The sequence below is a fragment of the Neisseria sp. genome, assembly GCF_041804105.1.
Lineage (GTDB): Bacteria > Pseudomonadota > Gammaproteobacteria > Burkholderiales > Neisseriaceae > Neisseria.
In genome coordinates this window covers 1-21,580 of record NZ_JBHCJY010000086.1, presented here as the reverse complement: position 1 = coordinate 21,580, position 21,580 = coordinate 1, and the positions used below count along the sequence as shown (strand labels likewise).

15 protein-coding genes are annotated in these 21,580 nt (G+C 57.1%); 8 read left to right on the top strand and 7 right to left on the bottom strand.

The window, feature by feature from the left end:
- The first annotated feature begins 23 nt into the window (after positions 1-23).
- The 3 genes from pgaC (at position 24) to ACEYDX_RS07935 (ending at position 2,190) form a co-directional block, all read left to right on the top strand.
- Entirely contained in the window at positions 24-1,244 is a 1,221-nt protein-coding gene (gene pgaC / locus ACEYDX_RS07945; RefSeq protein ID WP_373741482.1) for a poly-beta-1,6-N-acetyl-D-glucosamine synthase, read from the top strand.
- Positions 1,245-1,298: 54 nt separating this feature from the next.
- Positions 1,299-1,643, top strand: a complete 345-nt coding sequence (locus tag ACEYDX_RS07940; RefSeq protein ID WP_373741481.1) for a hypothetical protein — start codon at positions 1,299-1,301, stop codon at positions 1,641-1,643.
- 403 nt (positions 1,644-2,046) lie between these two features.
- Entirely contained in the window at positions 2,047-2,190 is a 144-nt protein-coding gene (locus ACEYDX_RS07935; protein WP_373741480.1) for a hypothetical protein, read from the top strand.
- A gap of 428 nt (positions 2,191-2,618) precedes the next feature.
- On the opposite strand, the gene ACEYDX_RS07930 is transcribed toward ACEYDX_RS07935, so the two are convergent.
- The 4 genes from ACEYDX_RS07930 to ACEYDX_RS07915 all read right to left on the bottom strand — a co-directional run bounded on the left by ACEYDX_RS07930 (position 2,619) and on the right by ACEYDX_RS07915 (position 8,441).
- Positions 2,619-3,626: a spore coat U domain-containing protein gene (locus ACEYDX_RS07930; protein WP_373741479.1), complete on the bottom strand. Its 1,008-nt coding sequence runs from the start codon at positions 3,624-3,626 to the stop codon at positions 2,619-2,621.
- A gap of 528 nt (positions 3,627-4,154) precedes the next feature.
- A complete protein-coding gene (locus tag ACEYDX_RS07925) occupies positions 4,155-6,914 on the bottom strand; it encodes a fimbria/pilus outer membrane usher protein (RefSeq protein ID WP_373741478.1) in 2,760 nt (919 codons plus the stop codon).
- Positions 6,901-7,629 (bottom strand): molecular chaperone, encoded by a 729-nt coding sequence (locus tag ACEYDX_RS07920; RefSeq protein WP_373741477.1) that lies wholly within the window; start codon positions 7,627-7,629, stop codon positions 6,901-6,903. The genes ACEYDX_RS07925 and ACEYDX_RS07920 overlap by 14 nt, the downstream gene beginning before the upstream one ends.
- A gap of 203 nt (positions 7,630-7,832) precedes the next feature.
- Positions 7,833-8,441, bottom strand: coding sequence for a spore coat U domain-containing protein (locus ACEYDX_RS07915; RefSeq protein WP_373741476.1), 609 nt, complete (start codon positions 8,439-8,441; stop codon positions 7,833-7,835).
- 572 nt (positions 8,442-9,013) lie between these two features.
- Between ACEYDX_RS07915 and hemA the strand changes: the two genes are divergently transcribed.
- Positions 9,014-10,267 carry a glutamyl-tRNA reductase gene (hemA, locus tag ACEYDX_RS07910; protein ID WP_373741487.1) on the top strand — a complete coding sequence of 418 codons (1,254 nt, stop codon included), beginning with the start codon at positions 9,014-9,016 and terminating at the stop codon, positions 10,265-10,267.
- 351 nt (positions 10,268-10,618) lie between these two features.
- Positions 10,619-11,194, top strand: a complete 576-nt coding sequence (locus tag ACEYDX_RS07905; protein WP_373741475.1) for a DUF4126 domain-containing protein — start codon at positions 10,619-10,621, stop codon at positions 11,192-11,194.
- 121 nt (positions 11,195-11,315) lie between these two features.
- Here ACEYDX_RS07905 and rpoH read toward each other — a convergent pair whose 3' ends face one another.
- Positions 11,316-12,182 carry an RNA polymerase sigma factor RpoH gene (gene rpoH / locus ACEYDX_RS07900; protein ID WP_373741474.1) on the bottom strand — a complete coding sequence of 289 codons (867 nt, stop codon included), beginning with the start codon at positions 12,180-12,182 and terminating at the stop codon, positions 11,316-11,318.
- 408 nt (positions 12,183-12,590) lie between these two features.
- On the opposite strand from rpoH, the gene ACEYDX_RS07895 reads away from it, so the two are divergent.
- On the top strand, positions 12,591-13,730 hold the full coding sequence (locus ACEYDX_RS07895) for a family 20 glycosylhydrolase (RefSeq protein WP_373741473.1): 1,140 nt from the start codon (positions 12,591-12,593) through the stop codon (positions 13,728-13,730).
- Between the two features lie 747 nt (positions 13,731-14,477).
- Positions 14,478-17,267: an isoleucine--tRNA ligase gene (ileS, locus tag ACEYDX_RS07890; RefSeq protein WP_373741472.1), complete on the top strand. Its 2,790-nt coding sequence runs from the start codon at positions 14,478-14,480 to the stop codon at positions 17,265-17,267.
- A gap of 306 nt (positions 17,268-17,573) precedes the next feature.
- Here the strand turns inward: ileS and ACEYDX_RS07885 are convergent, their stop codons facing one another.
- A complete protein-coding gene (locus ACEYDX_RS07885; protein WP_373741471.1) occupies positions 17,574-19,247 on the bottom strand; it encodes an AMP-binding protein in 1,674 nt (557 codons plus the stop codon).
- A 58-nt stretch (positions 19,248-19,305) separates the two neighbouring features.
- Positions 19,306-20,409 carry a tRNA 2-thiouridine(34) synthase MnmA gene (gene mnmA, locus ACEYDX_RS07880; protein WP_373741470.1) on the bottom strand — a complete coding sequence of 368 codons (1,104 nt, stop codon included), beginning with the start codon at positions 20,407-20,409 and terminating at the stop codon, positions 19,306-19,308.
- A 271-nt stretch (positions 20,410-20,680) separates the two neighbouring features.
- Here mnmA and ACEYDX_RS07875 point away from each other — a divergent pair, with 271 nt between their 5' ends.
- Positions 20,681-21,541 carry a DUF2339 domain-containing protein gene (locus ACEYDX_RS07875; RefSeq protein ID WP_373741469.1) on the top strand — a complete coding sequence of 287 codons (861 nt, stop codon included), beginning with the start codon at positions 20,681-20,683 and terminating at the stop codon, positions 21,539-21,541.
- The last annotated feature ends 39 nt before the right edge of the window (positions 21,542-21,580 follow it).

Genomic DNA, 21,580 nt, shown 5'->3' with positions numbered 1-21,580 from the left:
CAACAACAAAAAGAAACCGATTTATGCAATGGTATGACTATTTCGCCGTTTTCGTAATGCTCTATCCCGGGCTGATGTCCGTTTACTGGACGATGTCGGGACTGCTCTATTTCCTGTTGTGGGAAAAGCGCGGCGACCTGCCCGAATTCGGCACGGATGCGCCCATGGTCAGCATACTCGTACCCTGCTACAACGAAGCGGACAATCTCGACTGCTCCATCCCCCACCTGCTCAAACTCACCTATCCCAACTACGAACTCGTTTTCATCAACGACGGCAGCACCGACAACACCCTTGATGTCCTGCGCCGCTGGAAACAGCAGCACCCGCACCGCATCACCGTCATTACCCAGCCCAACGGCGGCAAAGCCAGCGCGATGAACAACGGCGCACGCTACGCCAAAGGGCAGTACCTCGTCGGCATCGACGGCGACGCCGTGCCCGACTACCACGCGCTCGAATACATCGTCGACACCCTCGAAAACCGCCCCGAAGTCGGCGCGGTTACCGGCAACCCGCGCGTACGCAACCGCAGCACCATTCTCGGCAAACTGCAAGTGGCCGAATTCAGCTCCATCATCGGCCTCATCAAGCGCTCGCAGAGCCTGGCCGGCACGCTGTTCACCGTATCCGGCGTCATCATGTGCATCCGCAAAAGCGTTTGGCAGGAAGTCGGCGGCTGGAGCGAAAACATGATTACCGACGACATCGACATCAGTTGGAAAACCCAAACCGCAGGCCACGACATCATCTACGAACCCCGCGCCCTGTGCTGGGTGCTCATGCCCGAAACCCTGCGCGGCCTCTACCGCCAGCGTCTGCGCTGGGCGCAGGGCGGCGCCGAAGTCATCCTGAAATACAGCCGCCAAATCTGGAAACCGCGCAACGCCCGCCTGTGGCCGCTGTATTTCGAATACTTCCTGACCCTCGTCTGGGCCTACGCCCTGCTGCTGTACACCGCCTTCACCATCGGCCATGCCCTCGGCGGCCACATAGACTTTACCCTGCTCAAAGTCGGCAGCCTGATGACCTTCATGGCCTTCATCATCCAGCTTTCCGTCAGCCTCTACATCGACAGCCGCTACGAAGGCAACCTGTTCCGCTACTTCATCAGCTGCATCTGGTATCCCTACGCCTTCTGGCTGCTGAACTGCATCACCCTGATGCACGGCTTTCCCAAAGCCGTCTTCCGCGACAGAAAACGCAAAGCCACATGGATCAGCCCCGACAGAGGCATCCAATAACCTTCAGACGGCCTCAGCGCCCCCTACCCGCAAACCGAAAACAGAAGAGAAAAAATGCCGACAGAAAAAACCGCCGACCTGCGCCGCCAAATGATTATCCGCAAAGCCAATTGCAGCAGAACCGTTACCGCCAAAAGCCTGCTCTCGTTCATTCTCGTCTGGGGCCTGTGGTTCCTGACCGCCTATCTGGTCGCCGACGACCGCCAACACCTGTTCAACCACCCCCTTATCGGCAGTTGGACACTGGCCGACATCGGCAAAACCGCCTTCGCCGCCGTACTCGGCCAAATCGCCCTGATACAGCTTTGGAGCATCTGCATGACCGTCCTCAACCGCCGCCTGAGGCACGAAAACACCGCCGCACAAAAAACAGAAAAAACCGCCGAATACGCAGAATAAACGATAACTTTCAGACGGCCTTTCCTGCCGCCGCTGCATCATGCGCAGGAATGACGGTTTGTTTTTCCCAACGTGTCATGCCCCAACGTAGGTACGGTTAGCCGCCCCAAGCGGCGTAACCGTACGGATGAGGTAACCGCCGCAATACCGAACACCTTAATTTTTCAGACGGCCTTTTCTACCGACCACCGCATCATATATCCAACAAACAATATAGCGGATTAACTTAACTTTCGCTACGGCGTTGCTGCGCCTTGCCGTACTATTTGTACTGTCTGCGGCTTGCTGCCTTGTATCGAAAATTAATTAAATCCGCTATAGTTTTCAGACGGCCTTTCCTGCCGCTGCCACATAACGGCAGAGCAAGCGGCAATTTTCAGACGGCCTGATTTTTTGTACGGTTATGCCGCTTCGAGCGGCTAACCGTACCTACCGATTTGCAGGCCGTCTGAAATCTCATTTCCACCGAACCCAAACCGGACATCCCAACCATTTCCCCAAAGGCCGTCTGAAAAACAAAACCGCCATTCCCGCCCAAACCGAATAACGGCATCCCCCACAACATCCAAGCCCAGCATTCAGGCCGTCTGAAAACCAAAAACGTCATTCCCGGGCAGGCGGGAATCCAGATATGAACATCAGGAAACCGATTATTTCCAACAGTTTCCCGAATTCAACCTACCTGGATTCCTGCCTGCGCGGGAATGACGGTTTATTTTGCATCCCAACGTATCACACTCAATCCCGCCGTAGGTACGGTTAGCCGCCCCAAGCGGCGTAACCGTACGATGGGATAACCGTGATGCCGAAACATCATAATTTTTCAGACGGTCTTTCCCGCCACAGCTATATCATGCACAGAACAAACGGCAGCTTTCAGACGGCCTTTCCGTCTTAAATGTCCGGTTACGCCTGTACGGTTACGCCGCTTCAGGCGGCTAACCGTACCTACCAAACCGACTGCACCACAGACAATCAGTAATACACGTTCACGGTAACCGTGTCTTCATAATCGCCTGCGGGGGTGTCGGCGGGGATGTCGGCGATGGTGGCGTAAACGGGGTGGACTGCCGTTGCGCCCGTGCCGTTGAATTTGCGGCTGCCGCGGGGTTGTTCGACGTTGCCGCTGTCGCCCCAATGCGCGCCGTTTTGGGATGCGCTGTCGCGCAAGGCGTAGGGAATCAGGGCGGTGCCGCTTTTGTGCTTCATTTGGCCGTTGCCCGTTTTGTCGCCGTATTTGGAACTCAGGCCGATGGCGTACGGCGTGTTTTTGGGGCAGTTGACCCTGACCGCCGTCTGCCCGACCATGTTTTTCGAACGAATCGACTGTTCGCCGAAATCGATGTTGTCGGGGGCTTCGATTTTGCAGCTACTGACCACAGTTGCTTGCATAATGGTTCCGCCGATTTTACTGGGGTTCCATCCGCTTATGTCTTTGCGGCAATCGCCGCTTTTACCTATTTTGACGGCTATCGAGCCGCTGCTGATATTGTTTTCATATATGCCGGCAGGCGGTATGCTTTGATTGGGTGCGATTTTCACATAGGCATACATTTTTGCGGTTGCTACGTTGGTATTGGCCGGAACGGTAACGGGGGTGTACAGGATGCGGTTGGGTTCAGTTCCTCGGAGATAGGTATTGGAATAAACGATATGTGTGTACGCCGGATCGGTGTAGATGTTGTATTCCAAACCCGCCAGCGCGGCATTGCGGTTGAGATACAGATAGCGGGGATCAACCTGTAAGTATGATTGCCTGCCGCCGTCCATGCCGACGCAAACATGGAAAGTATCTTCTTGGTTGCGGGCAACGCCAGCATCTCTGTAACATGTGGCGGTCAGTTCTATAACGGTTTCCATACCCGTATTGTTGAGAAAATCAACAGCGGGCATTTGCGCGGGGTTCGGAGTAGTGGCAACCCTGCAATCGGCCTTGGCCGTCTGAAACGAAAATCCCGCCACGGCTGCGAATGCGCCGGTCAATAATCTTCTTTGCCATACGGCTTTTTTTGTGTGAGCTGTTCGGTTTGTTCTGTTCATTTTCTCTGTATCCAACAAATCTGCTGCCTGTTCAGACGGCCTGTTCCTGCTATCGCTTCCCCGTATCGGACAGGCCGTCTGAAAGGATGTTTCCCGCCGGATAGACCGGCTTTATCAAAGCGGTTTGCTGCCGTTCCATGCTTTTTTCAGACGGCCTGAAACATTTGCAAACCCAAAAATATTCAAAAATGTCCATCCGTCATTCCCGCGCAGGCGGGAATCCAGATCGACCAAATTAAGAAATATTTAGAAATTACAGAAAGTTAAAATTCTGGATTCCCGCCTGCGCGGGAATGACGGACATAGATTTTCAAGTTTAACCTCAATTTTTCGAAGGTCTCAGGCCATCTGAAAACGGATTGTTTCCTACCAAACAGACCGGCTTTATCAAACCGCGCCGCCGTTTCCCGACGACAGAAGCAACATTTGTATCAAAGCGGCTTGCAACCGTTCCGTGCTTTTTCAGACGGCCTATCCGCCGCACACCACTTCGCCCAAGTCGGGCAGGCCGTCTGAAGACGGTTCGCGGTATTCGATTTCGAAGCTGCACGTTCCGCCGCCGTCGGCGCGGTTGACGGTGTAGCGGTTGCGGCCTTCGCCGATGTTTTCGATAAAGGTTTGGCCGTCGAAGCCGACCACGGCGGCGGGTTTGCCACTTTCGGTCTGTATCATGCTGCCGCTTTCGATAAAGCCGCCGTCGGGGGCTTTGAGCGTCAGGGAAACGGCGCGCATCCGGCTGATGTCGAACTCGACGGCGATGCCGGATTTTTCAGACGGCACGGCTTGGGCTTTGGCGCGCTCGGCCTTCATATCGTAAGGCAGGTCGGTAATGTCGATGCCGATGCTGTTTTTGCGGTAGGCCGACAGGTTGGGGACGAGCATCAGGCCGCGGCGGTCGGTTTTGCCGATGCGGTTGTCGAACAGGGTAACGGGCACGCCGCCGATGCGGGTATCGACGACGGCGAAGCTGTCGTGGACATGGCGGGTGGCGAACAGGCCGCCTTTCATCAGCACCAGTCCGCCGCGCCAGCCTGCGTTGTAGTTGGTTTGGCCGCCCGTGCCGTACACGCCGCTGCGCAGGTCGCCGTATTGGGTGTTGACGCTGAGGTGGCCGTTCAGACGGCCGCTGCTGCGGTCATCGTCGGTTTCGCGTTCCCAGCCGATGCCCCACGATGGGCTGTTCAGACCGCTGCCGGATTTGTTGAGACTGAGGTTGTAGGCATTGCTGCCGAGATTGTCGCGCCGTCCGCCCACGTTGAGCGAATAGCCTTTGTCGAAACTGAACGACAGGCTGCCGTAGATGCTTCGCTCTTTGCTGCCGTTGAAATTGTTGCTCGCGCTGATGCCTGCGCTGACTCGGTTGCCGAAATTGCGGTTCCAGCCCAGCGTGCCGATTTTGTCGGCCTTGTCGCTGCCGCTGCGGCTGTAAACATAGGACGCGTTGAACGAACCGGCCCGGTTGCCGTTCCAGCTTGCGGAAACGGAAGCGGTGCGGTTTTTCCTGTTTTCGGGCGCATAGTCGGCGGGGGAAAGAATCACGCCCATGCCGGTATAGCGGTCGTCGCTCACGCTGAAACCCGTGCCGAACGACCATCTCCTGCGGCTGGTGCTGAAAAACGCGCTGCTCGAACCGCCGCTGTGTCCTTTGAAATAGCTCTGCGTGTGGCTGAGGTCGAGCTGGCCGAGCGAACCGAGCACCGATGTCGCCGCCGCGCCGAACTTCCGGTAGCCGCCCCCGCCTTCGGCATGAACTTGGGCGGTCAGGAAGCTGCTGATGCCGTAGCGCAAGGTGCCGCTGCCGACCAGCTGTTTATCATAGGAAAAATCTTTGATGCCGTAGTCTTTGCGCAGATAACCGGCTTCGAGCGACCATTCGCTCAAGCCTTTGGCCAGCAGGCCGCTGCCGCCGTAAAGCGGCATATCGACGACCACGGTGCGGCCGAGCACGTCGGTGGCCACCACCTGCGCCATGCCGCTGCCGCTCACGCTGGGCGGCAAAATGATTTCGTAACCGCCTGCGGAAACTTCGCGGCTGTACTGTTTCACGCCGTTCAGATACAGATCGACTGTGCCGGGCAACGTGGTTTCGCCCAAAAAAGTACGCAGCGGGGCGGTATTGCGCCACGGCTGCACGCTGTAAGTGCGTTCGAGTTTGATGCCGCCCAAACGCGAGCCGCCGCTGCCGCCGATACCGCCCGTGGTCAAATCGCCTGCGGTCAAGGCCAGTCCTTTTTCCGCCCAAACACTGCGCCAGTAGGTATCGAGACGCGACGTTTTCGACGTACTGCCGCCGCCCGACGGACGGTTTTCGCTCCACATATGGTTGTGGCTCAGATAACCTGCGGGCGTGGTCAAGCGGGCTTCGGCCAACATGCCTTGGCTGCTGCTGCCGTCGCCGCTGCGGGTATGGTTGTAGTCGTAGTTCAGCACGCCCGCGAAACCCGGGCGGGCGACGGCGTAGGTTTCGTCTTCGCTGCCGCCGATTCGGGTAACGGGGCGGTCAAGCCACTCAAGCGGCGCGGTCAGCGCAAGGGTTTGCTCGGCGGCGTTGTAACGCACTTCCAAACGCGGAATGGCCGACAGCTCGAACCATGTTTTATCTGCGGCATCATCCGTCTGCACAGGCGGTTTGCCGCTGCCGCTTTCCGGTTCGGACAGCTTGCCGGTCTGCGCGACCGAAACGTCATGCGGTTTTCCTTCCGGCACGGCTTCGTTGTGCGGTTTGGTTTGCGGTTTTGTTTGCGGTTTGGTTTGCGCTTCGGTTAACGGTTCGGATGTTTGGTCGGACGGATTTTCAGACGGCGTATTCAGGCCGTCTGAAACGCCCTGCCCTACCGCTTCGGATACGTTTTTGTCGTCCGCAGCCGTTTCGGGGGCAGCTTCAGATACGGCGGTTTCGGATGCGGTTTGTACGGACGCACTGATGCCGCCGTCGGCAGCGGCATCTGCCATACTGCGGGCGGTTTTCAGGTTTTCAGACGGCACCTTGATGCCCAGCGCGTCAAGCGTGGCACGGCGGACAAACAAACGTTCGCCGTCCTGCAGAAAAGGATATGCGCCGTCTGAAAGGCTGCCGTTTACCGTTACCTGCGGGTAAACGGTCAGCTTTTCCGCCGTATAAACAGCCGCTGCGGGCGCATCCTGCTGCGCGGATGCCTGAAGCGTGCACAAACACAGCCACACCCCGACAACAATCTGTTTTAAGGGAAACGCAGCGTCAGGGCGCGGCAAACCGTACCTCCGGCTGCAATACCCTGCCGTTGACCTTTACGGAAAAACCGCCTTTACCGAACGACGACGGCGCGGCATCCAGCGTGTACTGCACGCGGCTGCCGGGCAGCACATAGCCCGCCAGCCCGCCGATCAGGTTTTTCTCGCCCTTACCCGTTTTCACGGCCAGACCGCTCAACTGGGCATATGCGCCGCCCGTGTTCTGCACGGTCAGCAGCGTTTTGCCGCCCGCCGCCGACGCAGCCTGCCATTGCAGTTTCGTTTCGGGAGAATCGGTTTGGTTCAGGAACACCGGCACGGAATAGCGCAACACGAAATTCAACCCGCTTTTGGGCTTTTCGTCAGGAGCAGGCAGCTCGTCCACCACCAAGCGGTAGGCTTCTTCCGCCGCTCCCTGAACCGCAGGCTTGGCCCGCACCACGCGGAACTGCTGCTGCGCCCCCGCCGCCAGTTTCACCATCGGCGGACTGGCCAGCACGTCGCGCGAAGGCACCAGCACGTCTTTGCCTTCGGCATCCTGCGTCCAGCGGAACACGCGCACCTGCGCGGTCAGCGGTTTTTTACCCGTATTCGAAAGCGTAAACACCCCCGCCCGCTGCTTGGCAGGCAGGCTCAAACCCGTGGGGGTAATCTGCATCCCTGCCGCATGGAGGGTCGGGAAAGCTGCTCCCAGCATCAAGCCGAGCAGTAAGGATTGTTTATTGAATCGTGTCATTTTGTTTTCCTGCCGGTATCGGTGATTGTTTTTTCAGACGGCATCAAGGCCGTCTGAAACCCTTTTTGCGTTATGTAAACCCGAAATGTATATTTTTCAGGTGTTTAAAAGATGGATGCCGTTATTCCCGCAAGTGCAGAAATAACGGCAGGAACGTAGCGTCTTATGAGACGGTGTTACTGAAAAATGGAAAGTTCAGAAAATCAGTATTCGACTTTTACGGTTACTTTGTCGGAATAGCGTCCGGCAGCCATATCGCGCACGTCAGCACGCAATACACGGCCGTAAACGGGCAGCACTTCAGGCGTACCGAAACCCAAACCTGTACCGTCTTTCATGTTGGTAGGTTGATCACCCCAAACAGTGCCGCGGCCAGCATCCTGATAAAGCTGGTAGGCGATTTTGCCTACTGCACCACCCGCTTGCGCATTCATGGCACCTTTACCTGCGGTATTGTTGTCGGTTTCGGGGCTCAAACCGATTTTGTAGGGCGTGCCTTTGGTACAGCTGATGACGATACCCTGCTTGCTGCCCGCGCCGTTGCTTTGCGCATCAATATCGGTAGTACCGTTGGAGAAATGCTCGCCGAAGTCGATGTCGGCGCGTTTACCGTTGTTCCAATCCAGAGTATTGGCCAAACCGCCGGTCATGGCTTCCGCATCCAATGCACCTGTTGTGTCGAAGTTAAATTCGCAAGCCGGCTTGATTTTGATGGTAACGTGGAAATCCGCCGTTTTGGTTTCTGTCGCAAAAGCCGAACCGGAAGCCATCAGAGCAGCCGCTACGGAAGAGAGTACGAAGAGTTTTTTCATGAGTAAGTTTCCTTGTTTTATATTTGGTTGAGTGTTTTCCCCTGCCTTTCGGAACAGCTTTTCACCCTGTTTCCCCTAGGCAGATTTTTTATCCGATGCCTGATTTTCACCGTCGGGAAAACCACTTCCCGAACAGTAAAACCGCTGCATCAAGGCTTGGTGTGATTATTCCCCTACCGACTGTCCTTAGCAAGATAAAATTCGATTTTCATAAAAAACAGGCCGTCTGAACGGCTGTTCTGTATCTTTTGTACAACGATAAGCGGATTCTATCAGCGATAAACGGCTACTATTTTGCATAAAAAAACAAAACAGCGGGATTTTGCATGCGGATGGTTTTCAGCGTTTACATGCCAATCCGACTCCGAAACACCCCGAAACACCTGCAAACCGTGCCGCCAACCGGATTCCGCGCAACCTGCCTGCCGCTGCAAAATACAGCATCCGATGCCGCTTCCACCACTCCCGTTCATACCGGACTCCTGCTTTCAGACGGCCCGCCAAGCATTTTTCCAAACAGCAACTTAGGCTATAATGCGCCGTTATTTCCCCAAGCAGCGCACTCATTCAAAATGCAACTTACCGCCGTCGGACTCAACCACCAAACCGCGCCTTTGAGCATACGCGAAAAACTCGCTTTTGCCGCCGCCGGTTTGCCCGATGCCGTGCGCGCGCTCACCGGCAGCCGTGCCGCCAAAGAAGCAGTGATTCTCTCCACCTGCAACCGCACGGAGCTTTACTGCGTCGGCGATACCGAAGCCGTCATTGCATGGCTGGCGCAGTACCACAATATGCCGTCTGAAGAAATCCGCCCCTATCTCTACACGCTCGACAGCCGCGAAACCGTGCGCCACGCCTTCCGCGTTGCCTGCGGACTCGATTCGATGGTGTTGGGCGAACCGCAGATTCTCGGCCAAATCAAAGACGCCGTGCGCGTCTCGCAGGAGCAGCACGGCACAGGCAGCGAACTGAACGCGCTGTTCCAAAAAACCTTTGCCGTGGCCAAAGAAGTGCGCACCGACACCGCCGTCGGCGAAAATTCCGTGTCGATGGCCGCCGCGTCGGTCAAAATGGCCGAACAGATTTTCCCGTCGGTAGCCGATTTGAACGTTCTGTTTATCGGCGCGGGGGAAATGATCGAGCTGGTCGCCACTTATTTCGCCGCCAAAAATCCCAAGCTGATTACCGTTGCCAACCGCACGCTGCCCCGCGCGCAGGAATTGTGCGACAAACTGGGCATCCAAGCCGAACCGTGCCTGCTGGGCGATTTGCCCGACATCCTGCACGAATACGATGTGGTGGTGTCTTCCACCGCCAGCCAGCTGCCGCTGGTGGGCAAAGGCATGGTGGAGCGCGCGCTCAAACGGCGCCACAATATGCCCGTGTTCATGCTCGATTTGGCCGTGCCGCGCGACATCGAAGCCGAAGTGGGCGGTTTGGAAGATGCCTATCTCTACACGGTCGACGACATGATGGACATCGTGCAGAGCGGTCAGGAAGCGCGCAAAAAAGCCGCCGCCGAAGCCGAAGCGATGGTGGAACAGAAAGTGGCCGAGTTCGCCGAATGGCAAAAAAGCCGCCAAAGCGTGCCGCTTATCCGCGCCCTGCGCGACGAAGGCGAACGCGCCCGCCGCCAAGTGCTTGAAAATGCGATGAAACAGCTTGCCAAAGGCGCGCCTGCCGAAGAAGTGTTGGAGCGGCTGTCTGTGCAGCTTACCAATAAGCTGCTGCACTCGCCCACGCAAACGCTCAACAAAGCCGGCGTCCAAGACGAACATCTGGTTGATGCCGTCGCCCAAATTTACAAATTGGACGGCAACGGTTGAAACAGCCCGTCCACCTGCATCCGAACGGACAGGCCGTCTGAAAAACTTTTCAGACGGCCTGCCGTTTTTGCATATGGTTGTGTTTGGATATATCGGCAACAACACGGAAAGCACAGTCAGTCCAAACGGCACAATGATGCAGAACAATGCCGCACGTCAATTCAGACGGCCTGAACCGATACGCCCAAGCGGTAAACAAAACAAACAGCCCGGCCAAACAACCGTCGGCAAAACCGTCCCCAAACAAATCCTTACAACCAGCGACACATCACCCGCACACCCGAAAAATTCCATCTCGTCCGCATCTGCATTTACAATGGCGGCATCACGTTTTCAAGGCATACATCCGATATGGAACACCTTACTTTTTCCACATTCGTCAGCATCGCACTCGGCATCGGTTTGGCCGCCAGCGCGGGATTCCGCGTATTCCTTCCGCTGTTTGCCCTGAGCCTGTCGGCCTACTCCGGCCTGTGGCAGGTCAATGAAAGCTGGCAATGGCTCGCTTCGCTGCCCGCACTGATTATTCTCGGCGTGGCCACGCTGGTGGAAATCACCGCCTATCTGGTTCCCTATATCGACAACCTGCTCGATACGCTGGCCGTACCGCTGGCGGGTTTGGCGGGAACGGCGGTCATGGTATCGACCACCGCAGGCCTCAGCCCCGAAGTCACATGGGCGCTGGCCATCATCGCGGGCGGCGGCGCGGCGGCGGCCATCAAAGGTACAACTGCCGCCACCCGCGCCGTGAGCACGGCCACCACCGGCGGCATCGCCAATCCCGCCGTATCGGTGGCCGAAACGGGTACGGCGGTCGTGATGACGGGCTTGAGCCTGCTGCTGCCGTTTGCCGCCGTCGCTTTGGTTTTGGCCGTAGCGGTTTACCTGTGGTTCAGATACCGCCGCCATCAAACACAGGCCGTCTGAAACACGGCATTCCGCCGTATTTCGGATTTTGCCGCGGGTATCCCATAGAAAAGGCCGTCTGAAAACTTTTTCAGACGGCCTTTTCTATGGTTGCAACTATATTTAATTTACAGCAAACCGGTCAAACTTCCGCGCCTTCGGCTTCTTCGGCCAGAAAACCGCGCAGCTTCTGCATGGCTTTGGCTTCGATTTGGCGGATGCGCTCGGCGGAAACGCCGTATTCGGCGGCCAAATCGTGCAGGGTCAGACCGCCGTCGTCCTGAAGCCAGCGGCTTTCCACGATACGGCGGCTGCGGTCGTCCAGTTTGGCCAAGGCGTTTTGCAGGCCTTCGGTCTGCAGGGCGTAGTGTGCCTGTTTCGCCAGCTGGGTGCTCGGTTCGGCATCGTGATCGGCCAGCCAGTCGATGGGGGCGAAGCTGTCTTCGTCGTCGCTGTTGTCGGCCATGATGCCGATGTCGCGGCCGGTCATGCGCTGCTCCATTTCCAAGACTTCGGACAGTTTCACGCCCAAGTCGTCGGCGATTTCCTGCGCTTCTTTGGGGCTTAACGCGTTCAGGTTTTTGCGCATGCTGCGCAGGTTGAAAAACAGTTTGCGCTGCGGCTTGGTGGTGGCCACGCGCACCAGACGCCAGTTGCGCAGGATGAATTCGTGGATTTCGGCTTTAATCCAGTGCACGGCAAACGAAAACAGGCGCGCGCCGCGGCCGGGTTCGTAGCGTTTGACGGCCTTCATCAGGCCGATGTTGCCTTCCTGAATCAGGTCGGCCTGGTTGAGGCCGTAGCCGTCGTAGCCGCGTGCGATGGAAACGACGACGCGAAGGTGGGAAAGAATCAGTTTTTTGGCGGCTTCCAAATCGCCTTTCATTTGACGCTCGGCCAATCCGGTTTCTTCTTCGGCGCTGAGCATGGGGATGCTGTTGACTGTGTGGATGTACTGCTCCAGCGTGCCGTGGCCGCTCGGAACGGGTAATGCCATTACGTTATCCAATGTGTTTTTTCCTTTTCATCTGCCAAGCCGTTTTCAGACGGCCTGTTTGTTTGGTTACCCAGTATATCATCTCTTTTCGGGTTACCGCTATTAGATGGGCAAACGGCTGTTTTGTTCAAGTCATGATAGGTAAAATTTTGTATTTTTTAAAAACTGATTGATTTTGAAAATTTGAGCGGATTTGTCGGAATTGCCTGCCCTGCGGGTCTTTATTTGTCGTGAAATTATGAAAAACCGGTTTCTGCGGGATTGGGACGGTGGCGGCTTAGTTTTATAATCTGTACAAATCCGGCGGTGCGGCAGCGGTTTTTTCCTGTCCGATTCCGGCAACACCGCCGTCCGGCAGGCCGTCTGAAAAACAAAACAACCATAAAACATAACCATAACGACAAATACCAAGGAACTTTCATGCTCGGAGTGAACCTCAAACGCTGGCTGTGGATGCTGCTTGCGCTGGCTTTGGCATCCTGCCAGTTGTCCGCCTGCACGAGCTACCTGATCGCCGATCGCAAAGATAGCGGCCTGATGCTCGACATGGCGCGCTATTTCTACACGCCCGAAGCCGTCAAAGGCTTTATCGACACCGTGGCCGCGGAAGGCGGCACATTCGTCCACCTGCATTTTTCCGACAACGAAAACTATGCGCTCGAAAGCCGTCTGCTGGGCCAGAAAGCTGCCGACGCGCAACGCCGTTCAGACGGCGTATACGTCAACAAAACCACCGGCAAACCGTTTTGGAGCGACGGCCAGCTGCGCGAAGTCGTCAACCACGCCCGCAGCAAAAAAATCGAGCTGGTTCCCGAAATCGGCAGCCCCGGCCATATGGGCGGCATCTTCCACCTGATGGAAAACGCCTACGGCAAAGAAACCGTCAAGCAGATGCAGACGGCCAACGGCGAACTCGACATCAGCAAACCGAAAAACACCGATTTCATGCAGGCACTGATTGCCGAGACCGCCGACAAATTCGGCACGGTCAGCCGCCATTTCCACATCGGCGGTGACGAGTTCGGCTACGACACCGAAAGCAACCGCAATTTTGTCGCCTATGCCAACCGGCAGGCCGAATTCCTCGCCCGCAGAGGCTTGGAAACACGGATCTGGAACGACGGCATCATCAAACCCACCATGGATGCGCTCAACCGCGACATCGAAATCACCTACTGGAGTTACGACGGCGACCCGCAGGACAAAGCCGAAGCCGCCAAACGCCGCACCGTCCGCGCCACCCTGCCCGACCTGCTCGACCATGGTTTCAAAGTGCTGAACTACAATTCCTATTATCTCTATGTCGTTCCGCGCGACGGCAAAAACTGGCAGGCCGACAGCGCATATGCGGCCAGCGATGCGCGTAAAAACTGGCATTTGGGCGTTTGGGACGGCAACAACCACCGCAACGCGCTGACCGACGGACGCGAACGCAAAATCTCCGGCGCCGCCGTCGCCGTTTGGGGCGAACACGCCGGTACGCTCAGCAACGGCCAGATGCAGGAATATGCCCGCGGCCTGTTGAGCACGGTTTTGGCGAAAACCAACGGCAGAGAATAGTTTCACCCGAAGGCCGTCTGAAAAACAGGCAGCATCCTGAACCGCGTTGCACACGGTTGACGGCGTACTGACTGACCCGCAAAACCGCCCTTCCCCCTTTACCGCAGTTTGAAAGGCCGTCTGAAAGTGTTTTTTCAGACGGCCTTTCGGGTATCCGGATGCTGTATTGCCGTTACAGAAGGCTGTGTTTAAATCCCGTGTTGAAACTCGGTTTTCCGTCTTGCCCGTATGTTGTCGGCACAATCCGAACACGGCCTGACAGAAAAAACCGCCCGACGAAGCCGATACGGGCAAGGTTACCTTCTTTCAGGCGCACAACCGCACAGTACGGCCGTTTGACAGGAACAGGCCGTCTGAACAATACGCACGCATCTCCAACAATATCCCTACGGTTACGCCCGCTACATCGGGTCAACCGCACCTACGTTGCAGACGGCCTTTGCCTTTTCAGACGGCCTTAGCCCTTTCAGACGGCCTTTGCAGTTTTTTCGGATACGGCGATACAATTCCCGCTGAAACCGACTGCCAAACGGCAGCCGTTCCGTCCCCGCTCTCCGATATGGAACGGCTGCACCGCAGAATACGGGCGGCGGGATGCCGGCTTGCCTGCCGATAACCTTTCCATCCAATCCAAACCCTTATAAAATGTAGCAGTTCCGTTCAGACGGCTTGAAAACGGCAGCCTTATCCGCCGCTTGCGGCACAGGCCGTCTGAAAACATCCGAATCACGTCCACACGAGTAAACCATGACCGATTACAGCAAAACCGTAAACCTGCTCGAAAGCCCGTTCCCGATGCGCGGCAACCTTGCCAAGCGCGAACCCGCATGGCTGAAAAGCTGGTACGAGCAGAAACGCTATCAAAAACTGCGCGCCAAAGCAAAAGGCCGTCCCAAATTCGTGCTGCACGACGGGCCGCCTTATGCCAACGGCGACATCCATATCGGTCATGCCGCCAACAAAATCCTCAAAGACATCATCATCCGCAGCAAAACACTGGCCGGTTTCGACGCGCCTTATGTACCGGGTTGGGACTGCCACGGCCTGCCCATCGAACTGATGGTGGAAAAACTGCACGGTAAAAACATCCCCGCCGCCAAATTCCGCGAACTCTGCCGCGAATACGCCGCCGAACAGATTGCCCGCCAGAAAAAAGACTTCATCCGCCTGGGCGTGATGGGCGACTGGGACAATCCCTACCTGACCATGGATTTCCAAACCGAAGCCGACACCGTGCGCACGCTGGGCGAAATCTACAAAGCGGGTTATCTCTACCGCGGCGCGAAGCCCGTACAGTTCTGTTTGGACTGCGGTTCGTCGCTGGCCGAAGCGGAAGTGGAATATAAGGACAAAATCTCGCCTGCAATCGACGTAGCCTACCGCTTCAAAGACAATGCGGCTTTGGCTGCGGCATTCGGTTTGGACACAATCGACGGCGACGCATTTGGCGTGATTTGGACGACCACACCGTGGACGCTGCCCGCCAGCCAGGCCGTGAGCGCAGGTGCGGAAGTGGTTTACCAACTGATTGACACGCCCAAAGGCAAGCTGGTTTTGGCCAAAGATTTGGCGGAAGACGCGCTGAAACGCTACGGTTTCGATTCAGACGGCCTCAATGTGCTGGCCGAAACCGCGGGCGACCGTTTGGAAAACCTGCATCTGGAACACCCGTTCATCGAACGCGACATCCTGCTGCTCAACGGCAGCCACGTGACCACCGATGCCGGTACGGGCTTGGTGCATACCGCCCCCGCGCACGGTTTGGAAGACTATGCCGTCTGCAACCAATACGGCATCGAGCTGTACAACCCCGTCAACGGCGAAGGCCGCTTCATCAGCGAAGTGCCGCGTGTGGCGGGTTTGACCGTGTGGGAAGCCAACCCGGTCATCATCGAATGGCTGGAAGAAAACGGCCGCCTGCTGTGCAAAGCCAAAATCGAACACAGCTACGCCCACTGCTGGCGGCATAAAACCCCACTGATTTACCGCGCTACCGGTCAGTGGTTCATCGGCATGGACAAGGCGGGTACCGACGGCAAAACCCTGCGCAACAACGCCATGAAAGCGGTGGACGACACCGAATTTTTCCCCGCATGGGGACGCGCCCGACTGGAAGCGATGATTGAAACCCGCCCCGACTGGGTGGTCAGCCGCCAGCGTTTCTGGGGCACGCCGATGACGTTCTTCGTCCACAAAGAAACGGGCGAGCTGCACCCCGATTCCGCCGAATTGCTGGAAAAAATCGCGCAACGCATCGAAAAACAAGGCATCGAAGCATGGTTTGCCTTGGACAAAAGCGAGCTGCTGAGTGCGGAAGACTGCGAAAACTATGAAAAACTGTCCGACACCATGGACGTATGGTTCGATTCGGGCAGCACCCATTTCTCCGTATTGAAACAGCGCGAAGAGCTGGCTTGGCCCGCCGACCTGTATCTCGAAGGCAGCGACCAGCACCGCGGCTGGTTTCAGTCGTCCATGCTCACCGGTTGCGCCGCCATGGGCCGTGCGCCTTACAAACAGCTGCTCACACACGGTTTCGTCGTGGATCAGGACGGTCGAAAAATGTCCAAATCGCTGGGTAACGTCGTTGCCCCGCAGGAAGTCTATAACGAATTCGGTGCCGACATCCTGCGCCTGTGGGCTGCTTCCACCGACTATTCGGGCGAACTGGCGATTTCCAAAGAAATCCTCAAGCGCGTTACCGAAAGCTACCGCCGTATCCGCAATACCCTGAGCTTCCTGTTCGCTAACTTGTCCGATTTCCGCCCCATCGAACACGCCGTACCGCAGGACCAAATGGTGGAAATCGACCGCTACGCCATGATTCTGGCGCGCCGCCTGCAAGAACGGCTTGCGGGCGACTATTACCCGCGCTATGCCTTCCACTTCGCCGTGAAAGACATCGTGGCTTTCTGTTCCGAAGATTTGGGCGCGTTCTATCTCGACATCCTGAAAGACCGCCTCTACACCACCCAAGCCGACAGCCACGCCCGCCGCAGCGCCCAAACCGCGCTCTATCATATTACCCGCAGTCTCGTGCTGCTGATGTCGCCCATCCTCTGCTTTACCGCCGAAGAAGCGTGGGACATCATCGGCGGCGGCGAAGAAGACAGCGTGCTGTTCCACACCCTGCACGAGTTTCCCGCCGTCAACGAAAAAACCGAAGCCGCCCTGATGGAAAAATGGCAGGCCGTGCGCGAAGCCCGCGAAACCGTTACCGCCGCCATCGAACCGCTGCGCAGCGACAAAACCGTCGGTTCATCGTTGCAGGCCGAAGTCGAAATCACCGCCCCCGAAACCGCCTACCGTTATCTGCAGGCACTCGGCGGCGAACTGCGCTTCGCCATGCTCGTCTCCAAAGTTACCGTTACCAAAGGCGAAACCCTGTCTGCCGCAGCCAAAGTCAGCAACGGCGGCAAATGCGAACGCTGCTGGCACTACACCGACGACATCGGCTCCGCCGCCACCCACCCCACCCTCTGCGCCCGCTGCGCGGACAATATCGACGGAAAAGGCGAAGAACGCCATTACGCGTAGCATTGTCCATTGCCTACGGATTAAGGCTGATACAGAGAAAGGCCGTCTGAAAATTTTCAGACGGCCTTTGTTTTTGGGGCAGGCTGTATCCGGATAATGTGTTGACGGCGTTGACGATGCCCATACTGTTATTCCCGCGGGGGCGGAAATCCGGCTTTGTCATTCACAAATGCTTGTTACAACAAGATACCGGATGTCAAACATGGATTCCCGTCTGCGCGGGAATGACAGGAGTTGGAAAAACCGGTCTTGCCGGTTACCAACCAGCGCAATACCCAAACACCGGCCTTCGGAAATTCCGAACCCTTATTTCCCCTGCACTTGGTCGCGCAGTTCGCGGCGCAGGATTTTGCCTACATTCGACTTGGGCAGTTCGTCGCGGAATTCGATGTCTTTGGGGACTTTGTAACCCGTCAGCCTGGTGCGGCAGAAGGCGATGAGTTCCTCCGCCGTCAGCGACGGATCTTTTTTGACGACGAAGAGTTTCAGCGCTTCGCCGGTTTTTTCGTTGGACACGCCGATGCAGGCCACTTCGAGCACTTTGTCATGGTGGGCGGCGACTTCTTCGATTTCGTTGGGGTAAACGTTGAAGCCGGAAACGACAATCAGGTCTTTTTTGCGGTCGACCAATTTGAACCAGCCGTTTTCGTCCATCACGGCGATGTCGCCGGTTTCCAGCCAGCCGTCTTTATCGATGGCTTTGGCGGTTTCGTCGGGACGGTTCCAGTAGCCCTGCATGACTTGCGGGCCGCGTATCCACATTTCGCCGGGCTGCCCCTGCGGGACTTCGCTGCCGTCGGCATCGCGCAACTGGATTTCGGTGGACGGAATGGGCAGGCCGATGCCGCCGGTGTAGGCGGGGATGCCGAGCGGGTTAGCACATACGCCGGGACTGGCTTCGGTAAGGCCGTAGGCATCGACAATCGGCGTGCCGGTAATGTTTTTCCATTTTTCGGCAATGGCTTTTTGGGTGGCCATGCCGCCGCCGAGCGTGAGTTTCAGGCCGGAAAAATCGACTTCGGCAAATTCGGGGCGGTTGGCCAGGCCGTTAAACAGGGTGTTCACGCCGATAAACACGCTGATTTTTTCCTTTTTCATGTCGCCGATAAAGGATTTCATGTCGCGCGGGTTGGCAATCAGGACGATTTTGGCGGCGGCCTGGGTAAAAATCATCAGGTTCACCGTGAGCGCGAACACATGGTAGAGCGGCAGCGCGGCGATAACGGTTTCTTGGCCGGCTTCCAGCTTGTTTTTAATCCATTCGGCCGCCTGCATCATGTTGGCGCAGATGTTGCCGTGCGACAGCACCGCGCCTTTGGCCACGCCGGTGGTGCCCCCCGTATATTGCAGAAACGCCGTGTCTTCTCGGTTGAGGGTAACGGGGGTAAACGGTTGCGCCGCGCCCTGTTTCAAGGCCGTCTGAAAAGGGATGGCGCTGGGGATGCGGTAGTCGGGCACCATTTTTTTGATTTTGCGCACCACGAAATTCATGATGCCGCCCTTCAGCGTGCCGAACATGTCGCCGACGGTGGCGGTAATGACGTTTTTAATCTGCGTGCGCGGCAGCACGAGTTCCAGCGTGTTGGCGAAATTTTCCAAAACCACGATGGTTTCCGCGCCGCTGTCGTTGAGCTGGTGCTCGAGTTCGCGGGGGGTGTAGAGCGGGTTGGTGTTCACCACCACCATGCCGGCCTGCAATGCGCCGAACAGGGCAACCGGATATTGCAGCAGGTTGGGCATCATGATGGCCACGCGCGAACCGCGCGGCAGCTTGAGCGTGTTTTGCAGGAACGATGCGAAACGGTCGACCAGCGCGGCGGTTTCGGCATAGGTCAGGATTTTTCCCATGCTTTGGAATGCGGGGCGGCTGCCGAACTGCTGCACGCTGTTGCGGAACACTTCGTTAATCGAGTTATAGCGCGTGATGTCGATTTCCGCCGCCACACCCGGTTCGTAACTTTTGAGCCAGAGTTTTTCCATTAAGTTGCCCTTTTATTTAACATTCGTTGCAGGCCGTCTGAAAACTTTTCAGACGGCCTTAATCTGTTGATACGCCTGTGATGGCATTGTTGTCCGTTGCGGTAATGATGCCGCCGCCCAAGCAGATTTCGCCGTCGTACAGCACCGCCGACTGGCCGGGCGTTACCGCCCATTGCGGTTCGTCGAAAACCAGCTCGGCTTTGCCGCCGTCGAGATAGCGCAGTTCGCACGGGGCATCGGCCATGCGGTAGCGGGTTTTGCAGGTATAGCGGCCTGCGGCGGGGCGTTCGGGCAGCGTCCAGCTCAAATCGTCCATCACCAGGCTGTTGCTGTATAAGAGCGGGTGGTCGTGTCCCTGCACGACAATCAGTTTGTTTGCCGCCAAATCCTTGCCGGCCACGAACCACGGCTCCCCTGCGCCGCCGATGCCCAAACCTTTGCGCTGGCCGAGGGTGTAAAACGTGAGGCCGACGTGTCTGCCCACGGTTTTTCCCTCGGGCGTAACCATCTCGCCGTTGTCGGTGGGCAGGTATTTTTGCAGGAACTCGCGGAACGGCCGCTCGCCGATAAAGCAGATGCCGGTGCTGTCTTTTTTGGCGGCGGTCGGCAGTTTGAATTCGGTTGCCAGGCGGCGCACTTCGGGTTTTTCCAAACCGCCCAAGGGGAAGATTGCACGCGCAAGCTGGTGCGGTTGCAGGCGGTAGAGAAAATAGCTTTGGTCTTTGTTTTGGTCGAGGCCTTTGAGCAGGCAGTGGTTGCCGTTGCGCACTTCTTTGCGGGCGTAATGGCCGGTGGCAATCACGTCCGCGCCTTGTCCGACGGCATAGTCGAGAAAGCATTTGAACTTGATTTCGGCGTTGCAGAGTACATCGGGATTGGGGGTGCGGCCTGCGCTGTATTCCTGCAAAAAGTAGGCGAACACTTTGTCTTTGTACTGAGCGGCGAAATTGACGATGTCGATGTCGATGCCGAGAATGTCGGCCACCGCGATGGCGTCGAACGAATCCTGTTTGATGCTGCAATATTCGTCGTTGTCGTCGTCTTCCCAGTTCTGCATGAACACGCCGCGCACCTGATGCCCCTGCTGTTTGAGCAGGGCTGCGGTTACGGAGGAATCGACGCCGCCGGAAAGTCCGACGATGATGTTTTGCGGGGTGGTCATAACAGGTGTTTCGGGCTGATGGTATTCGGGAACGGGATTTTAACACAGGGCGGGGGTTTCAGACGGCCTCGGGCGGCTTTTTGCAATCCTTCCGCCCGAAGCAGCGGATGGGTCGGCAAACTTGTCCGCCGCGCTTTCAGGCCGTCTGAAAAACACGGCGGCTGCCTTTCGGCTCAGGCACAACAAAACTTAACTGTCCGGCATAAGCCGCCCGCAGCCTTCGGCGGCTATAATGCGCACCATCCATCAAAAATACGAAAGGCGGAATCCGATGCGGTTTTTCATATGGCTGCTGATTGTCGTGATCGGCAGCATACTGACCGACAGTATCACAACCGGCATTTTGCTGGGTTTGGTATTTGCTTTTGCCAGTCCAACCGGACCGGCACGGCTGGACAATATCGAAGCGGAACTGGCCAAGCTGAAAACCGAAGTGGAGCGGCTGAAAAAGGTTGCCGATCCGGCACAGACCGACATGCCGTCTGAAACGGCATCCGCAACGCCGCTGCAAAAAACTCGGGATTCCGCCGAGTCCGCAACGGAGGCGGTGCCGTCTGAAAACCGCACGGCGCAGGCAGCGCATGTCCGCACTTCCCCTGCTTTGGCCGGACAGCGTTTCCGCATCCCCAACAACGGTTCGGATACGGCTTTCGGCAAGGCCGGAACCGATATGGCCGAAACGGCGGTACACGCCGACAGGCCGTCTGAAAAACCGCTTGCGGCCGAAGCACAGCCTGCCGCCGCATTGTCCGGCGTTCATGCTGCTCAGGTTACGAAACCCGCAGAAAGCATGGCCGTTAAGCACGACAGGCCGTCTGAAAACGGTTCTGTTGCCGCGCAGCCTGTTTCCGTTGAAGTTGAAACCGCCGGCCAAACGCCGAAAGCGGAAAACCCGCTGCTGGCATGGTTTATGCGCGGCAATATGCTGCTGCGGGCGGGCGTGGTGATTCTGTTTTTGGGTCTGGCCTTCCTGCTGCGGCTGGCATCGGAATACATTCACGTCTCCATCGGCACGCGTTATGTGATGGTGGCGGCGGCCGGTGTGGCGGCCACGGCGGCGGGCTGGGGTTTGCAGAAACGCCACCGCGAATTCGGGCTCGTGTTGCAGGGTTTCGGCGCGGCGGAGATGTAACTTACGTCGCTGGCCGCCCTCTAGCTGCATCCGCTGCAG